At 60.4% G+C, this 19774-nt stretch carries 17 protein-coding genes and 1 pseudogene; 7 read left to right on the top strand and 11 right to left on the bottom strand.

The window, feature by feature from the left end:
- Positions 1-72: 72 nt before the first annotated feature.
- Entirely contained in the window at positions 73-1086 is a 1014-nt protein-coding gene (locus GJU48_RS07870; protein WP_094952456.1) for a hypothetical protein, read from the bottom strand.
- Positions 1087-1324: 238 nt separating this feature from the next.
- On the opposite strand from GJU48_RS07870, the gene GJU48_RS07865 reads away from it, so the two are divergent.
- The 3 genes from GJU48_RS07865 to GJU48_RS07855 are packed head-to-tail and all read left to right on the top strand — an operon-like array spanning position 1325 to position 4740.
- On the top strand, positions 1325-2251 hold the full coding sequence (locus GJU48_RS07865; protein ID WP_094952460.1) for an ABC transporter ATP-binding protein: 927 nt from the start codon (positions 1325-1327) through the stop codon (positions 2249-2251).
- Entirely contained in the window at positions 2248-2973 is a 726-nt protein-coding gene (locus tag GJU48_RS07860) for an ABC-2 transporter permease (RefSeq protein WP_094952457.1), read from the top strand. Before GJU48_RS07865 ends, GJU48_RS07860 begins: the two co-directional genes overlap by 4 nt.
- A gap of 15 nt (positions 2974-2988) precedes the next feature.
- A complete protein-coding gene (locus GJU48_RS07855) occupies positions 2989-4740 on the top strand; it encodes a Gldg family protein (protein WP_155295957.1) in 1752 nt (583 codons plus the stop codon).
- Between the two features lie 18 nt (positions 4741-4758).
- Here the strand turns inward: GJU48_RS07855 and GJU48_RS07850 are convergent, their stop codons facing one another.
- From GJU48_RS07850 to GJU48_RS07840, 3 genes are all read right to left on the bottom strand, one after another.
- Positions 4759-5067 (bottom strand): hypothetical protein, encoded by a 309-nt coding sequence (locus tag GJU48_RS07850; RefSeq protein ID WP_094953742.1) that lies wholly within the window; start codon positions 5065-5067, stop codon positions 4759-4761.
- 257 nt (positions 5068-5324) lie between these two features.
- Positions 5325-5759 carry a DoxX family protein gene (locus GJU48_RS07845; RefSeq protein ID WP_094953743.1) on the bottom strand — a complete coding sequence of 145 codons (435 nt, stop codon included), beginning with the start codon at positions 5757-5759 and terminating at the stop codon, positions 5325-5327.
- 103 nt (positions 5760-5862) lie between these two features.
- Positions 5863-7284 carry an MltF family protein gene (locus GJU48_RS07840; RefSeq protein ID WP_094953744.1) on the bottom strand — a complete coding sequence of 474 codons (1422 nt, stop codon included), beginning with the start codon at positions 7282-7284 and terminating at the stop codon, positions 5863-5865.
- A gap of 236 nt (positions 7285-7520) precedes the next feature.
- Here GJU48_RS07840 and GJU48_RS07835 point away from each other — a divergent pair, with 236 nt between their 5' ends.
- The 3 genes and pseudogenes from GJU48_RS07835 to GJU48_RS07825 all read left to right on the top strand — a co-directional run.
- Entirely contained in the window at positions 7521-8327 is an 807-nt protein-coding gene (locus GJU48_RS07835; protein WP_094953745.1) for a TatD family hydrolase, read from the top strand.
- A 96-nt stretch (positions 8328-8423) separates the two neighbouring features.
- Positions 8424-9905 (top strand): methyl-accepting chemotaxis protein, encoded by a 1482-nt coding sequence (locus GJU48_RS07830; protein ID WP_094953746.1) that lies wholly within the window; start codon positions 8424-8426, stop codon positions 9903-9905.
- Positions 9906-10000: 95 nt separating this feature from the next.
- Positions 10001-10249, top strand: a pseudogene (locus tag GJU48_RS07825) (terminase); the annotation flags it as partial.
- A gap of 6 nt (positions 10250-10255) precedes the next feature.
- Here GJU48_RS07825 and GJU48_RS07820 read toward each other — a convergent pair.
- The 3 genes from GJU48_RS07820 to GJU48_RS07810 all read right to left on the bottom strand — a co-directional run bounded on the left by GJU48_RS07820 (position 10256) and on the right by GJU48_RS07810 (position 12228).
- On the bottom strand, positions 10256-11053 hold the full coding sequence (locus GJU48_RS07820) for an acyl-CoA thioesterase (protein ID WP_094952378.1): 798 nt from the start codon (positions 11051-11053) through the stop codon (positions 10256-10258).
- 90 nt (positions 11054-11143) lie between these two features.
- Entirely contained in the window at positions 11144-11905 is a 762-nt protein-coding gene (locus tag GJU48_RS07815; protein ID WP_094952377.1) for a CHAD domain-containing protein, read from the bottom strand.
- Positions 11906-11949: 44 nt separating this feature from the next.
- On the bottom strand, positions 11950-12228 hold the full coding sequence (locus tag GJU48_RS07810; protein WP_010176194.1) for a hypothetical protein: 279 nt from the start codon (positions 12226-12228) through the stop codon (positions 11950-11952).
- A gap of 216 nt (positions 12229-12444) precedes the next feature.
- Between GJU48_RS07810 and GJU48_RS07805 the strand changes: the two genes are divergently transcribed.
- Entirely contained in the window at positions 12445-13485 is a 1041-nt protein-coding gene (locus GJU48_RS07805) for a patatin-like phospholipase family protein (RefSeq protein WP_094952376.1), read from the top strand.
- Between the two features lie 122 nt (positions 13486-13607).
- Here GJU48_RS07805 and GJU48_RS07800 read toward each other — a convergent pair whose 3' ends face one another.
- The 4 genes from GJU48_RS07800 to kdpB all read right to left on the bottom strand — a co-directional run bounded on the left by GJU48_RS07800 (position 13608) and on the right by kdpB (position 19770).
- The gene (locus tag GJU48_RS07800) at positions 13608-14297 is read right to left on the bottom strand and encodes a response regulator (protein WP_053255124.1); all 690 of its coding nucleotides are present in this window, start codon (positions 14295-14297) and stop codon (positions 13608-13610) included.
- A gap of 37 nt (positions 14298-14334) precedes the next feature.
- Complete coding sequence (locus tag GJU48_RS07795; RefSeq protein ID WP_094952375.1) at positions 14335-16986, bottom strand: sensor histidine kinase; 2652 nt, start codon at positions 16984-16986, stop codon at positions 14335-14337.
- A gap of 125 nt (positions 16987-17111) precedes the next feature.
- Positions 17112-17657, bottom strand: a complete 546-nt coding sequence (gene kdpC / locus GJU48_RS07790; protein ID WP_094952374.1) for a potassium-transporting ATPase subunit KdpC — start codon at positions 17655-17657, stop codon at positions 17112-17114.
- Between the two features lie 55 nt (positions 17658-17712).
- Positions 17713-19770, bottom strand: a complete 2058-nt coding sequence (gene kdpB, locus GJU48_RS07785; RefSeq protein WP_371917701.1) for a potassium-transporting ATPase subunit KdpB — start codon at positions 19768-19770, stop codon at positions 17713-17715.
- Between the last annotated feature and the right edge of the window lie 4 nt (positions 19771-19774).

The raw sequence follows: 19774 nt of genomic DNA, 5'->3' as shown, positions 1-19774 counted from the left end.
CGTCGACTGGCAGGGGTTGATGATAAATGAACCCTGGAAAGTAGCCAGGCCAGAGCACACATGGATTCACGCCTAGCCACCCAAGGTTTGATCCAACTCAAGGAGCACGCCATGCAGGCGCTGCCGCATAGCCACCAAGTGCGACATCGCCTGCGTCAGCCTTTCGGCCTCTTGGTCAAACTCTATTCGTTGGTTCTGCAAGTGCGAATCGCGCTGCTCCAACTCACGGCTCTTTTCGTCGAGGTCGCCCTGCGCCTGCTGCAGTCGAGCGTGCCACTGCTCAAGCTCCTCCTCGCGCTCAATGACCACGCGTTTTTGTTGCGTCAGTTCCTGGGCGACCTTGGCAAGGCTGGTCAGCGTGCTGTCAACCTCAAGCATCGATGCGTGTTCCATCGGAACCGGCAGTTTTGTCGGCGCAGGTTCCCTTAGCTCAAATTGAGCAGGCGACGCACTGAGCTCAGGGGGCTCCACTACGTGCGCACTAACAATGGAGGAGGCCAGCTGTTCTGCAACAACAGGCTCTGCAACAACAGGCTCATGTACCGGCCGCTCGATGGGTTTTGGAGCAGGCGGGTTCTTGGGCGGCGAGACCATTTGCGACGAAAAGCGAATGGACGGCACGATCAACGAAGCACTTTCTATCGCAGGCAACGAGGGCGCAGACATGCCCAAGGTGATCACCTTCATCACCAAGGCCTTCTTGATGATCATTGAATGGTGATCTTCAGGCCTGGCAGGCGGCAACTTGCAGCCTTTCAAATCAATGAAATGAAAGGGAATCGCGGTCTCGATAACAGCCCCTGTCTTAGTGCCGGAGGCTGCGGCCGCCATCAAAACTTGCTTAAAGACCTGCATGGCCACTTGCAAGTCCTCCTTGGACTCAACACCACCCAGAAAATACCGGTCGAGCTTCTTACGTAACGCGGCGATATAGACCCTGGAGTTACCGGGCTCGGTCTCTTCATCCAGGCTATAGACCAGAAAGTTGGAGTCGGTTTGCGCGACAGCAAACCCACAGAGCAATGCACCGTTGACCGGCGCGTCCTCACCGCTGCGTTCAAGCACGAGAGTACGTAGAAGCATCATGATAATCAGGCCTCATATCAAAAAAGTAAGACTCACATAAAGAGCCGATAAACATCCGCCCATTAGTAGCCTCGAAACAACGCAATTGTTTCAGCAAGTTATCCATTTTGACGTAGGAACTATCTGATAAACATGTCCCCACGTTCCCAATTCAAATGATTGAACGTAACCTTTCGCCGCTCAACCGCTCATGGCGGACGTATTTTCATACGCTCTGCAAAACTTATTCGGTAAAAAGATGCTCGAGATAAGCAGCCTGACAAAGTACCAGGGAAAAATGAAAGTCATCACTGACCTTTCGTTTAGTGCCCAACGCCAGGAATGCATAGGCCTTTTAGGGGAGGACGGAGCAGGTAAAACGACGCTGCTGAATTTAATATCCGGTTTGGTAAAACCCTCCAGCGGGCATATCAACATCCAGGGGTTCAGTACCCAGACTCATCCACTTGAAGCTCGCAAAGCCCTCGGCTATCAACCCCAAGGGGGGCTCAGTCATCACACGATGTCCGTCAAAAACGTGCTCAATTTCATTGCTGCCACTCGAGGCTTCAGCGGAGCCGAAAAACGCAGTCGGGTGGATCGGGCCGCCATGCGCCTGGAGTTATCACGCGTACTCAACGCCCCCATCCATACACTCTCCATCGGTTTAAAGCGCAAAGTCGCTATCGCCCAGGCGATCCTGCATACCCCCAGCCTGCTCTTACTGGATGAACCGACTGAGGGGCTGGCGACTGACCAACTGCTTAAATTCAGGACACTTATCCAGTCCTTGACCGAAGACATGACGGTCATCATTGCGTCCCGTCACTGTAATGAGCTTTCCAGTATCTGCAAACGCGCTCTGGTTATCGCCGCAGGCCGCCTGATGGCTGACACCTCACTGCCCGATTTGCAGCGTAACTCCCGACATTTCCGAGCCGTAACCCTGGCCGCAGAAACGCCTCTGGATCTACTGGCCCTGGCCGTATTACCCGGCGTTGCAGGTATCGAAGAAGACCGGCACACGCCTGGCAGGGTGACGGTTCTGGCCATGCCGGGGCATAACATCTATCCCCCTATTAACGCACTCATCGCCAGCCGCGGCTGGAGCATAACGTCACTGAATCTGGAGCCAGGGCGCCTGAACGAAGTTGTTCACCATCTGAGCCAAGAGGTATCACTTTGAAGCTGCTGCCCGTCATATTCAAACGTCAGATCGCCAGCTATGCCTGCACGCCAAGCACATACCTGAGTGTTGCTGCATTTCTGGTGCTGTGCACAACAATGGGGCTGTATACAAGCCAGTGGATGGATCAAAACAGCGGTAACTTGCAGGTCTTTTTCCAGTTACACCCCTGGCTCTATTTGCTGCTGATCCCCACCTTATCAACGCAACTCTGGTCGGACGAACGCGACGCAGGCTTGCGCGATATTATGCAAACGCTGCCCATTACTACGTTCGAACGTGTGATCGGGAAATTTCTAGCCGCATGGGTCGTGTGTGGTGTTGCCCTGACCTTGACGTTTCCTGTAGTGATCGTCGCCAACTACTTGGGCGCCGCGGACAATATCGTTATCACTTCACAATTTCTAGCCAGCGGATTGCTGGCAGGAAGTTACCTATCTGTCGGCTGCTTTATCTGCGCACTGACGCACCGGCGCATCGTTATTTTTATAGTGACGCTGGGCTTGCTGTTTATCGCCAGCGCGCTTTCTTCGGTCTTGGATGCACTTGATCATCAGGCACCTATCTGGGTGATCGATAGCTTGATTGCGCTTAATCCGATCGCGCGTTTCAGCGCTATCGACAATGGCAAGTTTACACTCCATGACAGTTTGTACTTCATCAGCATGATCGTTGCCTTCCTGTCGGCAACGATTGTCACCCTCAACCACAAAACCAGTTGAAAAGGAAAGCAACGTATGCGGTCAGTTCTTCGTACGGGTATGACACTTATGGTCATACTGCTACTATTCCTGGCCTTTAATCTGACTTGGGTAAGCAATCTCCCCGATGTCCGCTGGGATCTCTCACAGCATAAAATCCACACGTTATCGCCCGGGGCATTGGTCCTTGAGACCGCCGACCCACTGGACCTGTATTACTTCAACTCAAGCAACAGCCCGAAGAAAAGCCAAGCTTTAAAACGCTATGGCGAGCGTGTGGAAGACCTACTGAAGGAGTACGAAAAAGCGGCAAAAGGCATGATTAACCTGCACATTATTGATCCCTCACCTTATTCAGAGGATGCCTACAAAGCCGGCTTATTCGGCCTTGACGGTACACACGGTTTTCTTGGCCTTATAGGTACGCGAGCAGGCCAGGCAGCACAACGTATCGACCTATTCGACCTCGACGACGAGCCATTGCTTGAGTATGAAATCAGCCACCTGATCTACAAGTTGATGCACCCCGAGCGCGCTACTGTCGGGCTTCTGTCCGGGCTTCTGTCCGGGCTGCCATTGAATAAGCCTGCTGGAATAGTTTTGGAGCAGATGCAGCGGCACTTCAACCTTGTCGAGTTGGCATTCAACACCGAACGCATCCCTGAATCGATCACAACGCTGATGGTGGTGCATCCTCGCGCGCTGCCAGAGCAAACCCTGTATGCGATTGAACAGTTTGTATTGAGTGGCGGCAAGCTGATGATGTTTATCGACCCCATGAGCGAGATGGCTGCCAGCACAGTACCGGCAGACTCCAGGCTGGATGGGTTGCTGACCGCATGGGGCATACAGATGCCGACGGACAAGCTACTGGTCGATAATCTCTACGCCTCATCGGCCTCATTCGGCCCGGGAGAACAGACGGTCCTGCATCCTGCCAGGTTAAGCCTGCCACGGCAGGCGATGACGGTGAATGACGTCAGCGCCTGGAAATTGAACTCAGTGATCGTCTCGAGCAGCGGCGCACTTTCTCGACTGAGAAAAAGCCGTACGACCCTCACCCCTCTGCTGCAAAGCTCCAGGCAGTCTGCGCTAGTGGATACCAGGCGCTTTGCATCAGCTACCAGCCCCGACTCACTGCTCGATGAGACGGCCACTCCCGGCCAACGCCAGCTGATAGCCGCTCGTCTCGAGGGGCCGGCCTATTCCGCATTTCCCGACGGCATGAAGGGGAATCCGTCCGGTTTGCAAAAAACCGCAAACATCCAAGTGGTGGTGGTCGCCGACACGGACTTACTCATGGACGCGGCCATCAAGTCTGCGCCCAACAGCAACGTGCCGTTTCTACTGAATACACTGGATAACCTGGCGGCTCCCGATGTTCTCGCCGGCATCCTCCCTCGCGCAACAGCCGGCCAACCTCAGAACCCTCTGGAGCACATGCGCGACGCCGCAGCACAAACCTACACACAAAAGGCGAGTGAACTTGAACGACGGCTTCAACGAACAGAGCAGGAGTGGCAACGATTGAACCCGCCAAACGCAACCCTTGGCACCCAGGCGGTAAATGGCAATACCCAGTTGCAGGCGCTCAATAAGGAACGCCTGCGACTGCCCATGGAGCTGCATGCCCTCAAGGTCGAGGCTTACGCGCAAGCACACCGAACGGAACGCAACCTGAAGCTGCTCATGATTGCCGCAGTGCCGCTGCTGTTGTGCCTGATCGCCTGGGCAGTGTTTGTGTACCAACGTCGCCGTCGATCACATGCTGGCGCTTTACTTCGCTGAGAACTCAACAGCAAAGCGTCAACGACGAGCAATCAGCCCTTGCCGGGCGATACGCGTCAGTTGACGGATAACCGCCTCGGCGTCACTGGCGCTGGGCGCCTGGATAACCGCGAGGTCGAAGCTGTTGCTGGCAAAGCGGGCCAGGGAATCGCCGTCTTCCACAAATTGGATCAGGAACGCCGAAGGCCGCCCCGTACGACGCGGCCAGCCGTCCAGGTAACGCAACAGTGTCGGTTGGTGCTTGCCGCCCAGTAGAATTTTAGGGTTGCGTTGGGTCAGGTCCGCGGTAATCGGGGCCAGGTGTATGAGGGGGCGTAGTGCATTCATCGTGTCGTGTCTCTGCCTCAAAAGTCTGCGGGCAGGTGAGAGGCAACACCGAACCAGCGCTTTAGCGGTATTTCGAAGCCTCACTCTGAATGAGTGCATCTTCTGTCGGGCTACATTGAGCCCAGTGGCGCCCCGCAATTAGCTGTTTAAATCGGCGCATGAACAGCATCCTAGAGAAGCCGGTGGGGCAGTGTCAAGAATCCCGAGCAACGAAAAAGCCCGCCGATGGCGGGCTTTTTCCGAGTTTTATATAGGGTTCAGTTGGCGATGGCGCGGTCGGCAGACAATTTGCCCGCCCCTTCCAGCAGCACCGCCAGCGAGCCGCCGAGCAAGGCCAGTGCGAACTCATAACCATTGTTAGCCATAAACAGCCCGTTATGGATATGCACCGAGAAGATCGCTACCAGCGACAGGAAGGTCAGGCCCAGTGCTGCAGGGCGCGCCAGCAAACCGATGATCAGTGCCAAGCCTGCGAAGAACTCCGTACCGCCCGACAGCACCGCCATCAAGGTGCCCGGTGTCAGGCCCAGGCTTTCCATATATTGCGCAGTGCCCGCCAAGCCGCCACCACCAAACCAGCCAAAGAGTTTTTGCGAGCCATGGGCCGCGAAGATGATGCCGACAAAAATTCGCAGGATGGTCAGACCGTAACCGGCGCGGGTGGACAGGATGCGGTTGATCAGTGGGCTCATGGGGCTAATCCTTTTCAAAGTAGGGGTTGGTTGGCCGCTATATTAATCGGATAAGACAATGATAAAAGCGCAAAAAATGCTTAATACTTATCGATAAAACCGATTATTTGCGTGAGGCGACTTTTGGCGCCACCGGTTCCAGGGACTCCCGCTCCCGATCAAACGCCAGATAATACTTGTTCACGCTATTAACATAGCTGACGCCACCCATTCCCACCTGCTCCATGGCAATGCGTTCGACCTGGAAGAACCACTGATTAGGATTAAGCCCCCGGCGGCGAGCCTCCGCGCGCATGCCCTGCACCCGCTCCGGCCCCATGTTGTAGGCCGCCAGCACAAAGGCCATGCGTTCACGCTCGTTCAGCTTGGGGCTGGCGAAGAACTTGCGACGGATCATCGCCAGGTATCGCGCGCCCGCCTGCACATTGCGGTCCAGACTCTCGATATTGTTGACGCCCACCCGCTGCGCCGCCGACGGCGTGATCTGCATCAGCCCGGTAGGCCCGCCGCTGTTGCGTGCGCCAGGGTCAAGGGCCGATTCCTTGAATGCCAGCGCCGCCAGGTTCAACCAATCCATGCCCTGCTCGCGGGCATGCTTTTGCAGCACCGGGCGCAGTTTCTCCAAGCGCTGTCGGTCGGCGCGAGCCAGTGGGTTGCGCACTTGATAGAGGCGTCGATAGATACGCTGGAACGCCACGTCCTGGTCGGACGGGGTTCGGTAGGTCTTGAGGAAACGGTCAATACTGGCCCGCAGCATCGAGGCATCCTGGCGCACGAACCAGAATTCATCGCCCGGTTCGCTGATCGCCACTTGCCGATCAAAGCGCAACTTAGGCAGGATTTTCGACCAGCGCTCGGCAATCGGTTTTTCGACGATGGTGAGGTGGAAGATCCCGGCCTGGACCATCTCCAAGACATCTTCCACGGCCAACGTCGGGTCGACCCATTCCACCTTCACCGGCGGCCGCTTGTGCAGGGCCAACTGCTGGTTGACTTGGTTGATCGCATCCGCCGCCGCACTGCCGGTGGTCAGCGCCAGGGTACGCCCGGACAGTTGCTCAAGCTTGGTAAAGCGTCGTTCGCCCTTGACGCCCACCAGCCACAACGGCACGTCGCTGGCAATCGGGTCACTGGTGCTGATCCTGTGCGCGGCCTTCACATCGAGCAATTCACCGGGCGCGACCAGATCGCCTTCTCCGCGGGCCAGTGCGCCAAGCAGTTGATCCTTGGCCTTGGGAATAATCTTGAGGTTGATCTCTTCACCGTCACGGGCGTGACCATTGAGGTACTGTTCGAAGGCGCGCAGGCGGTGGTATTCGACACCAATGGCCTGGCCTTGGACCTCACCGGAGCTGTTACGGCTCTGGTTGACCAGCACGCGCAGGGTGCGACTGGCGCGTATCTGCGCCAGATCACGGACCTTGCCAGGCTTGGTCACTTCCAGCGGCCCGTCCAAACGTGCGACCGCCGCCATGGGCAGCAGTAACGTCAGGCACAACATAAGCAACGCCGAGGGTCGGATCATCCGCTCTCCGGAAAGAATACTGGCCAGCGCCTTCGTGAAAGACGAGGGGCTGGGGGTCAGAAACAGAGCGCTTTATGCGCTGGCAAGGCACGCAACGGCGGCACCGCGGCGGGCGCGTAGCCAACCACAATGTCACTTGCGACGTTCAAAGACAGCTATAACTCGTTGTAGTTCTTCGTTTTTCTTATAAATCTACAGCTCTGATATGCTTTCCGGCCGCAGGCGGAGATAGCACCATGCAACTCATTGATATCGGCGTCAACCTGACCAACCCCAGTTTCGACGAGAGGCACCAGGCCGTTCTCGATCGCGCCTACGCCGCCGGCGTGCAGCAATTGGTGCTCACCGGCACCAGTGTCGAGGGCAGCGAACAGGCCCTGGAATTGTGTGTAAAACTCGATGAAAACGGCCAACGCCTGTTCAGCACCGCCGGCATCCACCCCCACTCCGCCAGCGACTGGAACGGCGACAGCGCGCGGCAATTGCGCGGTTTGCTCAGCGAAAGCCGTGTGCGTGCGGTGGGCGAATGTGGGCTGGATTTCAACCGGGATTTTTCCCCGCGCCCACAGCAGGAAAAAGTCCTCGAAGAACACCTGGCCCTGGCCGTTGAACTGAAATTGCCAGTGTTTCTCCACGAACGTGACGCTAACCAACGCCTGCTGGAAATCCTCAAAGACTACCGCGACCACCTGAGCGCCGCGGTGGTGCATTGCTTTACCGGCGAACAACAGGCGCTGTTCAGCTACCTCGACCTCGACTTGCATATCGGCATCACCGGTTGGATTTGCGATGAGCGCCGTGGGACGCACCTGCATCCGCTGGTCAAAGAAATTCCCCGTGGCCGCCTGATGCTGGAAAGCGATGCGCCCTACCTGCTGCCGCGCACGCTGCGGCCCAAGCCGAAAAATGGCCGCAATGAACCAGCCTATCTGCCGGAAGTGCTGCGCGAGGTCGCCTTGCACCGCAACGAAACGGTGGAAGACTTGGCTGAGCACAGCACTGCCTGCTCGCGCGCGTTTTTTGGTTTGCCTCAAGTGGATTGATGCGGCGCATTGACCCACGTCAAAACCGTTTTCCCGAGTAGCGGCACAATAATGGCACCTTGCCAATGCTGTTTCCGCTATCAGAGAAAACCTTCCATGGGTGCCTGGCTTAGCAACATCTCGCTGAAATACAAATTCTGGGCCGTCAACGCGGTCGCCTTCATCACCACCCTGCTGCTCGTGCTCTACGCCGTGCAGCTCGAACAACAGGCACGCAGCGATGCCACCCAGGCCTCGGCACAGGCGCAGGCGCGGTTGCTCGGTACCTGGCCGGCCGACAAGGCGTTGCCCAAGGGCGAGCAGTGGCTGACGTTTGCCCGTGGTCAAGTCCCACAGCTGGCCGATCACGATCTGTCAGCCCTGAGCAATGCCAACGGTTGGGTCGAACTCAATCACCAGCCGTTTTTCGGTGAAAACCCATTGATCGGTGCCGACGTCGTCGCGCGCGCCGACGGGCAGCAGATCGCCGTACTGGCCTACGGACGCAGCCTGAGCCAGGTGTTCGGCGATCGCTTCACCAACTACGCCGTGGCGGTGCTAATCCTGATGCTGGCGATGCTCGGGGCCTCGCAGCTGCTGATCCGCTTCCTGCTCAGCCAACTCAATACCCTCAAGGACGTAATGCTGCACGTGGAGAAGACCGGCGACCTGTCGGCCCGCGTGCCGCTGGCCTGCAAGGATGAAGTCGGCCAGATGGCCAGTGCCTTCAACGCCATGCAAGCCGGCTACCAACGGGTGGTCAGCACGGTGGCGCGCACCGCCCAGCAACTGGACGATGGCGCCGCGCGCCTGGCCAGCAGCATGAACGAAGTGCAACACGGCATGCTCGGCCAGCAAAGCGAAACCGACCAGGCCGCCACTGCGATCAACGAGATGACCGCCACCGTCCACCACATCGCCCAACACGCCGGCGCCACCCGCGACCTGTCGCAGACCGCCGACACCCTCGCCGGCAGCGGCCAGGAAGTGGTCGGCCGGGTACAGCGCTCGATTGCCGGCCTGTCCAGCGGCGTGCAACAGACCGCCGAAATGATCCAGAAACTCGCCGAAGACAGCCAGAAAATCAACGGTGTGGTCGGCGTGATCCACAGCATCGCCGAACAGACCAACCTGCTCGCCCTCAACGCCGCCATCGAAGCCGCGCGTGCCGGCGAAATGGGCCGTGGTTTTGCCGTGGTCGCCGACGAAGTACGCAACCTGGCCAAGCGTGTACAAAGCTCCACCGACGAAATCACCCGCATGGTCTCAGCACTTCAGGCCGGCACCCGTGACGCGGTGGACTTCATGCAGGAAAGCTCCTTCAAAGCCGACGACTGCGTACAGCAAGCCCAGGAAGCCGGCGCGGCCCTCGCCGAAATCACCGGCGCCGTGGCACAGATGCGCGAGAGCAACACCCAGATTGCCGTGGCTGCCGAACAGCAAAGCCATGTCGCCGAAGAGATGAACCGCGCAGTGGTGAGCATTCGTGACGTGACCGAGAACACGGTGCAGCAGACCGTGGATTCGGCCACTACCAGCAATGAATTGGCGACCTTGGCTGGGGAGTTGAGTAAGGCGATTGGGCAGTTGAAGCTGTAGGGTTTCACATCCCATAGCCAACTCCAATTCGCCACCCCACCACCCCCAACCTAAACTCTGTCCAAGTTATTTAAACGGACAGAGGATTCACCATCATGGGCAAACGTCATCCCAATCTCCCCGCCTGGCAATGGCGTAACGCCCCACAAAACCATCAGCACCCTACCAACCTGGGGCTGCAGTTGATTGCCGTACCGCTGCTGATCATCGGGTTTCTGTTGATCGCATCCGGGGTGTTCAGCCTCAGCCTGGCCAGCTTCGCCGTCGGTGTAGTCGGTGTGTTGGCAGGCGTGGCGCTGCAGCGCCACGGGCGCAAGCTGGAAACTCAGGGCAGCCAGCGGTTCTGAGGCTCAGGCGAAGACCACCACGGTCTGGCGGCTGATGGCGATCAGCTCGCCGGTCGGGCTCCACAGCGCAGCGGCGGCGTGGCCGTAGCCGTCGCGGGCGTGCTCGATGTTGACGTGGTACTGGCACCAGTCGAGGGTGGTCAGGTCTTGCAGCGGCTGGATAAATTCGATGGTCCAGGTCAGCGTGCTGCCCGGAGCCGGTTTGGTCAGGTGTGGCAGTAAGGCCGGTGGCCAAGCATCGACCAGGGCGAGGATATGCGCCTCGGTCAGCGGTTCTTCCTTCACGTCCCCGCGCAGGCGTACCCAACCGCCCATGTCGCGGGATTTATTGCCGGTGAACGGCAAGCCGCCGACGCTCCAGCGCATCGCCAGGTGGCGCATGAACTCCGGCGTGACGCCCTTGATGTAGGGCAGTTCCTGGCATTCGTCCCAGTGTTTGAACGTAGGCGGCGCCTCGCTCGCCACATCAATCACTGACTCACGCGGCGCACCGAAACTGGCCTGCACCAGCGTCGCCACTTCACCTTTCTGCGTCACGCGGCCAAGCAACTGGCTGACGGCCTTGCCTTCGCGCAGCACTTCAACCTGGTAACTGGCCGGTACATCCGGCGCAACCGGACCGACAAAGGTGATGGCCAATGAGCGCAAAGGGCGATCTGCCGGCACTTTGGCGCGCAGCGCTTCATATTGCAGCGCGGCAACCAAGCCACCAAAGGTTGCACGGCCCTGGGCCCACTCGGCGGGGATGGTGACATCCAATGGGTTGCTACGGGCAGCGTCGAGCAAATCACTAAAGCGCATGGCGACCTCACATCTAGAAAACCGATGGGGCGATCTTAACCATCGAGCTGGCTAGGTACAGCGCCCATTCCGGCCAAAAACCGGACCGGGCTAAAAACAATCTGCGCGGAGTTTGTCCAGTACCCGATCTGCCTGGCCTTCCGCCTTGGCCATGGTGCGATGCCATACAGGAACGCACGGCTGCAAATCCGGCTGGTGCCCGGCCTGCGCCAGCCATTGCCAGCAGTCATGCCAGTCACCGAGGGCGCCTTGGGCTAGTTTGAGGCGCGACATGGCTTTGGCAGGCAGCTTGTCCAGCTCTGGGTAGGCTTCAGCGGCGTAGCGCACGCGCTTGATCAGCAAGCGCAGGCGGTGGCGATCATGGTTTGGGTCTTTGAGGGCTTCATCGAGCTTCTGCCATTGCTTGGCCAGTCGCTTTTGAATACGCGGGCGAAGGCCCTTGAGTAATTTCTGGTGTTGGGAGGCGCGGATAAAACGTGGGAATGCATCGAGGATCAGCAGCAGGTGCGCCACTTCCGGGCTTTGCGCCACGTGGTGATAGGCGTCGGGTTGCAGGCGCAGGCGCCGATCCGCCGCTTCGTGGTAGCCGTGCTGATGCAGATACGCCGCCAGGACCTCGCGGTCGCGTAGCGGCGTCGTCAGTTGGCCGACCGTGCTGGCGGCCAATTCAACGTGTTCCACACCCGGCAACCCACGCAAGGGCCGCAACAAACTGCGCAGGCGCCGCACGGTGGTGCGCAAGTCGTGCAAGGCTTCATCGTCGGTGACAGCGGCGAGGCGAGCTTGGCAGCTCAGTAACCCTACTTCCAGGCCAATGACCTGAGCGACTAACTGATCGACCAAAGCTGACATCCGTTCCTCCATTGACGATGAATAATCCTGGTTGACGCGACCGATCAACGCCCGGCGCGCGACTCACGAATATAGAACCGCGCTTTTTCGGCTTTGTTGGAGCAGCCTTCAAACGCTTCAAATTGCTGCTGGGTCTTGGCGCCCGTCAACAAGGACAAGGCTTTAGAGTAGCTCACGGTGCCGGCAAAACCTTCGGCCTTGGCCAGGTCCAGCTCATGCCACGCCGCATCCAGTTGCGTGCCACAGCTATCGCGGTACGCGGTTTTCCCGGCACAACCGGCCAGGGCCAACACGATCACAGGCACACACATCCAGGCTTTCATCAAAGACACCTCAAAAAAAGAAAAACAGTCGTACGGTGTAGACGTTGCCCACAAGGAAAAGTGCCTTGTTCGCCGCCTGAAATCAGAAGCACCTATCGCCAGAGCATACCCGAGCCTGCTCGCTATCCTCGAAAAATATTACAAGGCTCAGCGAAGATTGAAGCCGCCCCCTCAATGGGTGCATTGTGGGCACCTGCTTTGGTAAGGACATGGACAATGAAGAAGCGTGTTGCCTTGGTGCTGGGCTCCGGCGGGGCCAGGGGCTACGCCCATATCGGCGTGATCGAGGAAATCGAACGCCGCGGCTACGACATCGCCTGTATTGCCGGCTGCTCCATGGGCGCCGTGGTAGGTGGGATTTATGCCGCCGGCAAGCTTGACGAGTATCGAAACTGGATCGAAAGCCTCGACTACCTGGATGTACTGCGCCTGGTCGACGTGAGTTTTCGCCTGGGGGCAATTCGCGGCGAGAAAGTCTTCGGCCAAATCCGCAAGATCGTTGGCGAGATCAATATCGAAGAACTGCGCATTCCCTACACCGCCGTGGCCACTGACCTGACCAACCAGCAGGAAATCTGGTTTCAGGAAGGCTGCCTGCACCAGGCCATGCGCGCCTCAGCCGCGATTCCCAGCCTGTTCACCCCCGTGATGCAGGGCAACCGCATGTTGGTGGACGGCGGCCTGCTCAACCCGCTGCCGATCGTGCCGGTGGTGTCCAGCCATTGCGACTTGATCATCGCGGTCAACCTCAACGCCACCAATCAAAAACATTACCAACTGCCGGTGATCCAACGCCCGCCGGCGTTCAAGAGCCGCTTCAACAGCTTGGCCCGGTCGTTAGGGTCGCACCTGCCGTTTCGACGCAAACAAGCCGAGCAGTTAATGAAGCTCGAGCAGGAAGCGCTCCAGCACGCCCACGCAGCCGAGATCAACCCGTGGCTGGAGTCGGCCGAGCCCGAATCCCAACAACCTGCCGCCGCGCCGGAAAAAGCTGGGGCGCCGAAATCGGCGACCGGTTCGTTCATCATCGACAACGTCGGCCCGGCATCACTGCTGGACCTGATCAACCAGAGCTTTGAGGTGATGCAAACGTCACTGGCGCAGTACAAGATCGCCGGTTACCCGCCGGATGTGCTGATCAACGTGCCGAAGCGGGTGTGTCGGTTTTTCGAGTTCTACAAGGCGCCGGAGTTGATCGCCTTGGGGCGGGAAATTGCCAGGGATACATTGGACAAGTATGAGAGTGAGCAGGGCTGAAATTTGTGCTGTGGCTAATGGCCCTATCGCGGGCAAGCCCGCTCCCACAGTGTGATCTGTGAACACATTCAAAGGTGGGAGCGGGCTTGCCTGCGATGAGGCTTGCGCGGGCGCCGCCAGACTCAGGCATTCAACAACCGATACCCCACCCCCGCCTCGGTCACAATAAACCGTGGCTGAGTCGGGTCATCCGCCAGCTTCTGGCGCAGATGCCCCACCACAATACGCAGGTAGTGGCTGTCTTCAGTGTGGGTCGGCCCCCAGATATCCTTGAGCAATTGCTGCTGGGTAATCACTCGGCCCGGATGCCGCGCCAGTTGCGCCAGCACCGCGTACTCCTTGCGGGTCAACGCCACCTCGACACCGTCCAGCAGCACGCGGCGATAAGCCAGGTCCACCGTCAGCGGGCCAAAACTCAAGGCGGCCTCCTGAGCCTCCCCCGCCGGGGCCTGGCGCAGTAACGCGCGAACGCGGGCGAGAAATTCCTGGATACCGAACGGTTTGGTCACGTAGTCGTTGGCGCCGCTGTCCAGGGCTTCGACCTTCTGCACCTCGCTGGCGCGCACCGACAGCACCAGCACCGGCACCGTCGACCACTCGCGAAACTCGCGCAGCACCTGCTGGCCATCCATGTCGGGCAAGCCGAGGTCGAGCACCAGCAAGTCCGGTTTGCTCAATGCCGCTTGTGCCAGGCCCTCGTTGCCGGTGCCGGCCTCGATTACCTTGTAGCCTTGGGAGGCCAGGCTGATACGCAGGAATTTGCGGATCTGCGGTTCGTCATCAATGACTAAAATCGTCGCGGTCTGGCTCATGGTGTCCAATCAAAATCCGTGGAGAAAAGAGGGTAGCTCAAGCCTCGCGTTCCAGGCCAGGCTGAGTCGGCAATGGCAGGAACAAGGTGATGCAGGTGCCCCGCCCTTCAATGCCGTCGGCGACACTGATGCGCCCACCGTGAGCGCCGACCATGCCCTGGCAGATCGCCAGGCCCAGGCCCGTGCCCTGCCCGCCGCGATCACCGCGGGCGGCGGTGTAGAACATGTCGAAAATTTTCGCGCGCTCGTCTTCGGGAATCCCCGGCCCCTCATCGGCCACGGCAAAAAACAGCTGGTCATCCGCCACGCCCGCACTGACCTCCAAACGGCCTTGGGCGGGGGAAAAACGCGCGGCGTTTTCCAGCACATTGACCAGCGCTTGCTCGATCAAGGCGGCGTGCACATACAGCAAAGGCAACTCCGCCGGCACGTCGATCTTCACCTGCAGCGGCGCCAGCACTGCACGCAAACGGCCCAGGGCGCTACCGACGATATCGCCCGGCGAGACCCAATCGCGCGCCAGCTTCAGCGCGCCGTGCCCCAGGCGGGTCATGTCGAGCAGGTTCTGGATATAGCGGTCGAGGCGCTCGGCTTCATCACGCGTGCCTTCGAGCAATTCGCGGCGATCCTCCAGAGGAATGGCTTCGCCGAGAGCCAACAGGCTGTCGATGCTGCCGCGCATCGAGGTCAGCGGCGTGCGCAAATCATGGGACACCGACGCGAGCAAGGCGCTGCGCAGTTGCTCGGTCTCGCCGTGCAAACGCGCGGATTCCAATTCCTGCGCCAATTGCGCTCGCGCCAACGCCTGCGCCAGCGGCTGGCTCAATGCGGTGAGCAGACGACGGCGCTGGCCGCTTAATTCCAGACCTGGTTTGGGGCTGACACCGAGCAAGCCCAATGGCCCCTCTTCGCCCGACAACGGCCACCACCACCAGCGCCCAAACGGCAAGGTGCCGGTGCCCATGCCCGCCGGTTGGTCGTGCTGCCAGGCCCAATCGGCGGCGGCGCGTTCAGATTCAGTGAGGTTCAGCGGCGAACCGGTCTCGACCTTCCAGTCGCCCTGGCTGTCACGATTGACCAAGCACAAGTCCAAATCACTCCAGCCTTCCAGGTGATGCGCCGCCGCGCTGATCACCGCCTGGCGATCGGTGGCGGCGGTGAGTTTGCGCGACAGGTCGAGCAGTTCGCTGGTTTCTTGCTGGGTATCGCGCAGGGCCTGCAACTGCCGACGCTGGCGCGCAGCCAGGTTGCCGGTCAACGCCGCCATCAGCAGGAAAAACAGCAGGGTCAGCACATCTTCTTCGCGCTGGATGGCAAAGGAGAAATTCGGTGGGATAAACAGAAAGTCGTAGGTCAGGAACGACAGCGCCGCACACAGCAGCGACGGCCCCAGGCTGCTGCGCACGCCGACCAGCAATACCGCCGCGAGAAACACCAGGGAGATATTCGGCAGCGGCAACACGCTGGCCACCGCCCAAGCCAGTGCCGCCGCCACGAGGGTCGCGACCACCGCCAAGCCGTAGTCGAACCACACCAAGCCGCGTACATCCGGCAGGCGCGGCGGCGCGGGCATGTCGTCGCTGTCGAGGACGTTGATTTCCAAACCGCGTGCATTGCGCAGCAAGCGCGCCGCCAGCCCACCGCCGAACAACCGCCGCCGCCAACGCATGCGCGACTGCCCCACCAACACAAGGCTGGCGCGGCGTTCGGCGGCGTGCTGGATCAGCGTCTTCGCCACCTCCCCGGCCCGCAGCAACACCACTTCACCGCCCAGCCGCTCGGCCAGTTGCTGGGCATTTTGCAGGCGCAGGCGCGATTGCTCATCGCGCGCGCGGCCGTTATCGATATGCACCAGGCTCCAGGGCAAATGCCGACGCTGGGCCACGCGGCTGGCGTGGCGCACCAGGCGTTCGGCCTGCGCATCGCCATCCACGCCCACCAGCAACCGCCCACGTACCGCCGGCGCGGCCTGGCCGAGTTGGCGATAGCCTTGGGCCAAATCGTCATCGACGTGGGCGGCGGCGGTCTGCATCGCCAGCTCGCGCAGGGCCATGAGGTTGGTCTGGGTGAAAAACGCGTCGATGGCCGCCCGGGCCTGCTCCGGCACGTACACCTTGCCGTCGCGCAGGCGCTCGAGCAGCTCGCGCGATGGCAGGTCGATCAGCAGCAGTTCGTCAGCCTCTTGCAGCACCCAGTCCGGCAGGGTTTCGCGCACTTGCACGCCGGTGATACCGCGCACTTGATCGTTGAGGCTTTCGAGGTGCTGGACGTTGACCGTGGTGAACACGTTGATGCCGGCGGCCAGCAGTTCCTGGATGTCTTGCCAGCGCTTTTCATGGCGGCTGCCGGGGGCGTTGCTGTGGGCCAGTTCGTCGACCAGCACCAGCTTGGGCTTGGCAGCGAGCAGGCCGTCGAGGTCCATTTCTTCGAGCATCACACCGCGGTATTCGGTGCGCACCAACGGTTGTTGCGGCAGGCCGCTGAGCAAGGCCTCGGTCTCGGCGCGGCCGTGGGTTTCGACTACCCCGGCGACCAGCCGCACACCCTGGCGCAGCTGGGTGTGGGCGGCCTGGAGCATGGCGTAGGTCTTGCCCACGCCCGGCGCGGCGCCGAGGAAGACTTTGAGCCGGCCACGGCCGTCCCGTGGCAGATCGGCTAACAGGGCATCGGCGCGGCCGGAGTCGCTCATGCTTTGCGGTTCCTTCAGGTGTTTATTTGGGGCCCTTCAGGCCGCCATCGCGGGCAAGCCCGCGCCCACAGTTGGAATACATTCCCCTGTGGGAGCGGGCTTGCCCGCAATAACGGCACCACGGCTTACAACTTTTCCAGCGCCATGTTCAGCGCCAGCACATTCACCACCGGCGGCCCCACCAGCGGGCTTTCGATGTGCTCATCGAGCAAGCGCTGCAGTGTAGACACCGGCACATTCCGGGCCGCCGCCACTCGCGCCAGTTGATAGGCAATCGCTTGCGGTGGCAAGTGTGGATCAAGACCGCTGCCAGAGGTAGTCAGTGATGCCAAAGGCACGGGGCCCTGGCCTGGCACCAACTGCTTGTTGGCATCATCAAAGATGCGCGTGGCCAACGCCGGGTTGCTTGGGCCCAGGTTACTCGCGCCGCTGGACACCGTCGCAAACGCGCCGGCCGAGGGGCGCGGATGGAACCAGCTGTCACCGGTAAAATCTTGGGCGATCAGGCTGGAGCCGCGCACTTTGCCGTCGGCATCACGCACCAGGCTGCCATTAGCCTGGTCAGGAAAGGCGACTTGCGCCACGCCAGTCACGACCAGTGGATAGGCGACGCCGGTGATCAGGGTCATGAGTACCAGCAGGCTCAGGGCCGGGCGGATCATGGTGGACATTTCAAATTCCTCAATTGTCGGCGGATTCCCACGCAGAGCGTGGGAACGATCCGGGTTACACCAGGTGCAGCGCAGTCAGCAGCATGTCGATCGCCTTGATGCCCACGAACGGCACCAGGATCCCACCGAGCCCGTAGATCAGCAGGTTGCGACGCAGCAATGCCGCCGCACTCGCCGCCTGCACGCGCACACCGCGCAGCGCCAGGGGAATCAGCACCACGATGATCAACGCGTTGAACACGATGGCCGAGAGGATCGCGCTCTGCGGGCTCTGCAAGTGCATCACGTTGAGCACGCCGAGTTGCGGGTAGATCGAGGCGAACAACGCCGGCAGGATCGCGAAGTATTTGGCCACGTCGTTGGCGATGGAGAACGTGGTCAGCGCCCCGCGGGTCACCAGCAATTCCTTGCCGATCTGCACCACGTCCAGCAGCTTGGTCGGGTCGCTGTCGAGGTCGACCATGTTGGCCGCTTCACGGGCCGCTTGGGTGCCGTCGTTCATCGCCATGCCAACGTCAGCCTGGGCCAGTGCCGGGGCGTCGTTAGCGCCGTCGCCGCACATCGCAACCAGGCGACCGTCGTTTTGTTCGTGGCGAATGCGCGCGAGTTTTTTCTCCGGCGTGGCTTCGGCCAACACGTCATCCACACCGGCTTCAGCAGCAATCGCAGCAGCGGTCAGTGGGTTATCGCCCGTCACCATCACGGTGCGAATCCCCAGTTTGCGCAGCTCGGCGAAACGTTCGCGGATGCCAGGTTTGACCACGTCTTTGAGGTGGATCGCCCCCAGCAGTTTGCCATCGGCGCACACCAGCAACGGTGTGCCGCCGCTTTGGGCGATCTTGTCGATTTCCCGCGAGAGTGCCGGCTGCAGGTCGCGACGTTGTTGGCCGATAAACGCCAGCAGCGAGTCGACCGCGCCTTTGCGGAACACACGGCCCTGGTAGTCGACACCCGACAAACGCGTTTCAGCACTGAAGGGCACCGAGGTCAGTTGATCCAGGCTCGGCTCTGCCTGAGGGTGCAAGGCCCGCAGGTACTCGACGATGGATTTACCTTCCGCCGTGTCATCCGCCAGGGAGGCCAGCAGCGCACCTTCAGCCAGGTCACGACCGCTGACGCCAGGCGCGGCGATCACCGCAGCACAGCGACGGTTGCCGAAGGTGATGGTGCCGGTTTTGTCCAGCAGCAACACATGCACGTCACCCGCCGCTTCCACGGCGCGGCCGGACTTGGCGATCACATTGAGGCGCACCAGGCGGTCCATACCGGCGATACCGATGGCCGACAACAGGCCGCCGATGGTGGTAGGGATCAGCGTCACCAGCAGTGCGACCAGGAACACCAGCGGCAGGCTGCCATTGGCGAAGTGGGCGAACGGCTGCAAGGTGACCACCACCAGCAGGAAGATCAGGGTCAGGCCGATCAGCAAGATATCCAGCGCGACTTCGTTGGGGGTTTTCTGGCGCTTGGCGCCTTCTACCAGGGCGATCATCCGGTCCAGCGTGGACTCGCCCGGGTTGACGGTGATGCGAATCAGCAGCCAGTCCGACACCAACCGAGTGTTGCCAGTGACGGCCGAACGGTCGCCGCCGGACTCGCGGATCACCGGCGCGGATTCGCCGGTAATCGCCGCTTCGTTAACCGCCGCAATGCCTTCGATGACCTCGCCGTCACCGGGGATCATTTCCCCGGCGGTGACGCGTACCACGTCGCCTTTACGCAGGCTGGTGGCCGGCACGACTTTGAAGCTGCCGTCGGCCTCTTTGCGGCGCGCGCTGAGGCCTTCGCTACCGGCTTTAAGGCTGTCGGCGCGGGCCTTGCCGCGACCTTCGGCCAAGGCTTCGGCGAAGTTGGCGAACAGCACGGTGAACCACAGCCAAACGGCGATCTGCACGGCGACAAACGTCGGCACGTTGACGTCGGGTACAAAGCACAACACGGTGGTGAGGATGGCGGTCAGTTCGACCACCAGCATCACCGGCGAGCGTTGCAGTTGGCGCGGGTCCAGCTTGACGAACGCCTGGATCAGCGCCGGGCGCCACAGGGCGGAGATGGCGGTTTTGGCGGGTTCCTGGGTTGTCACAGGGGCCGCATTTTTTGCAGGCATATTCATTTTC

The sequence above is a fragment of the Pseudomonas sp. IB20 genome (assembly GCF_009707325.1).
GTDB lineage: Bacteria > Pseudomonadota > Gammaproteobacteria > Pseudomonadales > Pseudomonadaceae > Aquipseudomonas.
This window is presented reverse-complemented; position numbering and strand designations above follow the sequence as displayed.